The following is a 4,779-nucleotide window of genomic DNA, read 5'->3' on the forward strand; positions in this document are numbered from 1 at the left end:
TCCGCCGAGGGCCTCCTCGGCCCCGGCCCCGACAAAACCGGCCCCACCCCGCCACGCGGCTGCACATCGGTCACCTGACTCACGTCACCGATGGTATGCAGCGGTAAGTCCGAAGCGGCTACGCGGCCTCATGATAGAGATGGTCGAAGACGCCCTCGCGAAGGGTGACGCCGCCGAGACGGGTTCGAACGACGTCCAGAAGTTCGGCGGGGACCGCCGGATCCTGTGAGGCGGTGCGGTGCATGTGGTAGAGCCAGCCCGAGGCTCGCAGCAGTTCGACGACCGCTTTATCGAATTCGGAGACGGCTCGCGTCAGGTCCAGATCGTTCACAATGGGTCCTTCATCGGGGTACAGCAATCCCCAAATTCTACCTGACCTGCGGAAATGCAGGTTTGCGGCGGCCGAGTGATCGATCACAGCCCTCAGCCGTTGCCGTATATCCGTTTCGGGACGACCAGCACCACCGCCCGGCGTTCGGCGGCCATCACCCTGTCGTACTCGTCGAAATCCTCGTGGGTGCCACCGGCCGCGGTGAACACCTCGCGCAGCAGCGACCGCAGCCGCTCGGCATCGATGCCGGGCGCCGGATCGTCCGGACCGGCGATCCACACCGGCCCCTCGACCGCGGCCCACTGCCAGCCCGCCCGGACCACGACGGTCATGTGCCCGCGCGCCCGGAGATTGTCCAGTTTGCGGGTGCCGCCCTGCACCACCATCCCGACCACTCGCTCGCCGCTGCCGGGATGGTCCAGGACCCCCGCGTTGACGAGCGAGGACTGGACCGTACCGTCCGCCCGCGTGGTCGACACCACGCAGAGCCCGTGATCAGCGGCGATGAGTCGCTCGAAATCCTGGAGATCCGTCACAACCGCGAGTCTACGCACTCGGGTGGTGCTGCGCTTCAAGCCAATTCCGATACCCGATATCCGGCGATTCGTGACGGTGAGTCCCCCCGACAACGCGCGAGGCGTGTGGGCGTGAGCCAGAATGTTCCCGCAACGTCAATTGCGAACAAAGGACAGAGATGCGACGAGCAGTGTGGATATTTGCGGCGGTCGGTACGGCGGCGCCCACGGCGTCGGCCGCTCCCGCGTTACAGGCCCCCAATGCGCAGTTCCAATCGTCGGGGTCGGGCTCGGTGACCGCGACCGTACACAACCCGAACACCCAGAAGGGCACGGTGTGCTGGGCGCAGGACACCGACAACGGCTCGGTCTTCGGCAGCGGCGGGGCTGATTCCTACGCCGGGCCCGGGCAGTCGATCACCGTGTCGCTGCGGAACCTGTCTGGCGAGCAGGCCCACACACAGGCGTTCTGCGGCTATCACATCCCGGCGTCGGGCCAGTCGCACGACTACTCCTCGTCCACGCCGAACACGACGGTCACCGTCACCGGCGGCGGGGGCCTCGGGACGGGCAGCGCCGGAATCTGATCCGGCACAGCGTTCGGAGCCACCGGATGTCGTCGCGGGGCGTACCGCGACGGTCTGCGCGGGCCGCATTCCCGGCCCGCGACATCCGGTGGATACTTCCGGCCTTTACGGCGCTTCCAGGTTGTGCACGACCCAGTGCCCTTTTCCGTTGGCCTTCACGTCGTACAGACTGGCGTCGGCGGCGTCGAGAAGGGCTTCTGGGTCGGTGCCGACGGGGGTGACCACCGCGCCGATGCTCGCCGACACCTCGAGCGGATAGCCGTCCAGGATGATCGGCTCGGCGAACACCGACAGCAGCCGTTCCGCGATGTCGGCGATCCGTTCGACACTGGCCGGCGGCGGCACCAGCACGACGAATTCGTCACCGCTGAGCCGGGATACGAAACAGCCGCGACCGCGCAGCCTGTCGCGCAGGCGCAGGGCCACCGCCACCAGGACCCGATCGCCGACGGCATGCCCGAACCGGTCGTTGATGAATTTGAAGTGGTCCAGGTCCACGAAGCACAGTCCGGCCCGGTGGTCTTCGAGGGCGTCGTCGACGAGTTCCTCCATGCGCTCGAGCAGATAGCGCCGGTTCGGCAGGCCGGTCAGCGCGTCGTGCCGGGCCTGCCTGCGCAATTCCTCCTCGAGCAGATGCTGCTTGGTGACGTCGACCCCGACGGTCAGCAGATAATCGGGATACCCGCCGGACACCTTCACATACGAGATGGCGAACGACATCCAGCGAACGCTGCCGTCCACCCGCGTCAGCTTGCGATCGAGCAGAACCGTTCCGCCGCCGTCCGGAACGAGCCGCTCGTAGAGCAGCGCCCGGAAATCGTCTCGGTCGTCGGGATCCGCGAAGTCGTAGACCGACATCCCCAGGAGCGACTCGACCGGCACGCCGATGATGTCGGCCAGACCGCGATTGGCCTCGAGCAGCTTGCCGTCGGTGTCGGCCAGTGCGATCGCCATCGCCGTGTTGTCGTACAGGATGCGAAACCTGCGCACCTGCTCGTCCAGATCACCCCGGCCGATGGTCTCCCCGGAGAAGTTACGCCGCACCCGCCGCGCGTGGTCCATCTCCCGCTGATGCCCCTGTCCCAGGGCGGTCAGCAGTCCGGCCAGGCGTGCGTGCGCGTCGAAACGCTCGCTGTAGTCGGCCAACCGGAACAGCACCTGGGCGGACGCCGTCGGCACCCGGCTGTCCACCAGGCCCGCCGCCCACAGCGCCTGTCCGACCCGGGTTCCCGCGGCGGCATCGAAGGATTCGATCTCCAGTGCCATCGAAAGATCCGTGACCAGGCCGAACAGCATCACGTGTGGCGGGCCCGCGGGGCCGGACACAACACCGATAGTCGCAAGCGCATGCCCCCACAGCCGAGCGATTGCCACACTATCGGCGTAGTCCACCACAGTCCTTCGATACGTCCTGCCGTCCGGGACCTGTGCTATCGACGAACTCGGTTCCCACAGCCATAGATTATTCCGCGTGCGCGGCAATCGTGGCACTGTGCGTCGTGTTCGTTAGCGGAGTGCGATGAGACACGATGTCGGTCGGCGCCGGCTCGGGCGTTGTAGACCATGATATCGCCGGCATCGATCCGGGTATTCCCTACTCCCCCGGTGAGATCGCCAGGTAGGTGGTGCTCCACAGCTGTGCCGCATCGGATTCGGTGGCGTCCGAACCGGAGGCCCCGAAGGGGACGGCGTGGTAGCCGCCGCTGTCGAACCGCCAGCCCCACAGTTCGGAACTCTGCATCGAGGTGGTGGCGGCGATGGCCTGCCACAGCGTGTGCTGGGCGGTCCGCAGATGCTCGCGAACCGGTGGTGGCAGGTCGGTGCGGGTGAGCTGGCGTTGCAGACCGCTGGCCACCGCCGCCTGTACCCAGGACCAGACGACGGTGCCGTGGTAGTCGTGGGTCGTGAATTCGGCCTGTACGGCAGGGGTTTCGAACACCGGGTCGGCGACCACCAGACCCGCGCCGGTCATCAGGCCGAGCGGGAACGGGCGGATCATCGTCGTCACCGCCCGATCCAGGACCTCGGGCGCGGGCAGGCCGAACAGCAACTCGTAGCTGTCGTCCGAATGCATAATCGGGATCGCGGCGCCTGTGGCGTCCAATGCCACCGCCGGGAACGAGACGGGCTGCCCGCCGAGTGCGGTCAGCGCGTCGTGCGCCGGCACACCGATGGTTCCGGCGTAGGCGGCGATCGCGTCGTGGGCGCGGGCGTTGTCGACAGTGACCGTGAACAGCGGCGGCGCCTCGGACCGCCAGACCTTCGCCTCCCCGGTGGCCCGGGACAGCTCCTGCCGGTCGTCCGGGCCGAGGTACGGGTCGAGCACCCTGCTGTCCAGTAACCGCGCGGTTGCGTCGAGGGCCGCCGGAACCAGGATCGCGTTGACGTCGTACGGGTAACGCCCGCCGCCGAGGCCGTTGTCGCTGTCTCGCCATTCCCCGGCGGCGTGGCCGGGTTTCAGCGCGATCAGGGTGCTGTAGCGGGGGTCGTGTGCGAACGCCGCGGCACTCGACACGACCAGTCGCAGATTTCGGACCAGCGCGGCGCCGTCGGTACCGGACCGCAGGAAACTGCCCGCACGGGCGGCGCCGGTGTGCCCGTCCAGCAGATACGCGGCGGCGACCGGCGCGAGCAGGTAATTCTCATCGATCATGCTGTAGTCGAAATATGGTGCGGCGCTCGGCTTCTCACCAGACTCAGGGGGATTCAGCAGCGCCCACTCGGTGAGTTCCTCCTCATGGGCCACCTCTCCGCCGGGTCCGAGCCGGGCCAGCACCGACCGCAATCCCGACTCGGCGGCGTCCGGCGCGAGCACCGGCAGCAACAGCATCAGCGAAATCAGAGTGTCACGCCCGAAATACGTGTCGAAATGCCAAGATCCGGCGAGGAACTTCTCCCGGTAGGCCAGGAAGGTGAGAGTATCGACGGCGCTGGGAATGTCGCGCTGAGTCCCGTTGAGCAGTTCGGCGCCGGACAGGGGTGTGAGCGGAGTTTCACCCGATAATGCGGTCGCGCGCAACCGGATCCGGCCATCGGCGCCCGCCGTGATCGTCTCCGGCGAACTCACCGTTCCATCGATGACATCCAAGCCCAGGTGGTAGCCGGGCGCGCCGTCGAGCCGATCACGAGCCCACACCATCGCCGCACCGGAGGTCACGGGCGAGACCAGCACCTGCGCGGGCGCCGTACCGTCCTGGTCGTAATCGCGCAGCACCCGCACATTGGACAAGACCCCCTGCCGCACCGTCATCGCCGCCACGGCCAGCGAGGCGGTGAATTCGATGCCACGCAGCGCCCGCCCGCGCGCATCCGCCTCGGTCACCGCCCGCGGCGGCGCATCGAGCAC

Annotated in this window: 5 protein-coding genes; 1 reads left to right on the forward strand and 4 read right to left on the reverse strand. The window is 67.7% G+C overall.

Annotated elements, in window-relative coordinates:
• Window positions 1-118: 118 nt before the first annotated feature.
• Both JZ791_RS43435 and JZ791_RS43440 read right to left on the reverse strand, forming a co-directional pair.
• The gene (locus tag JZ791_RS43435; RefSeq protein WP_216903710.1) at window positions 119-331 is read right to left on the reverse strand and encodes a hypothetical protein; all 213 of its coding nucleotides are present in this window, start codon (window positions 329-331) and stop codon (window positions 119-121) included.
• Between the two features lie 92 nt (window positions 332-423).
• Window positions 424-867 (reverse strand): TIGR03618 family F420-dependent PPOX class oxidoreductase, encoded by a 444-nt coding sequence (locus JZ791_RS43440; protein WP_216903712.1) that lies wholly within the window; start codon window positions 865-867, stop codon window positions 424-426.
• Window positions 868-1,025: 158 nt separating this feature from the next.
• On the opposite strand from JZ791_RS43440, the gene JZ791_RS43445 reads away from it, so the two are divergent.
• Window positions 1,026-1,433 carry a hypothetical protein gene (locus JZ791_RS43445; RefSeq protein WP_216903714.1) on the forward strand — a complete coding sequence of 136 codons (408 nt, stop codon included), beginning with the start codon at window positions 1,026-1,028 and terminating at the stop codon, window positions 1,431-1,433.
• 105 nt (window positions 1,434-1,538) lie between these two features.
• Here the strand turns inward: JZ791_RS43445 and JZ791_RS43450 are convergent, their stop codons facing one another.
• Together JZ791_RS43450 and JZ791_RS43455 are read right to left on the reverse strand one after the other, a co-directional pair.
• Window positions 1,539-2,759, reverse strand: a complete 1,221-nt coding sequence (locus JZ791_RS43450) for a sensor domain-containing diguanylate cyclase (protein ID WP_216903716.1) — start codon at window positions 2,757-2,759, stop codon at window positions 1,539-1,541.
• A gap of 268 nt (window positions 2,760-3,027) precedes the next feature.
• Window positions 3,028-4,779: hypothetical protein (locus JZ791_RS43455; protein ID WP_216903718.1), on the reverse strand; the 1,752-nt coding region annotated here is incomplete at its 5' end.

The sequence above is a fragment of the Nocardia alni genome, from assembly GCF_019038435.1.
Taxonomy (GTDB): Bacteria; Actinomycetota; Actinomycetes; order Mycobacteriales; family Mycobacteriaceae; genus Nocardia; species Nocardia alni.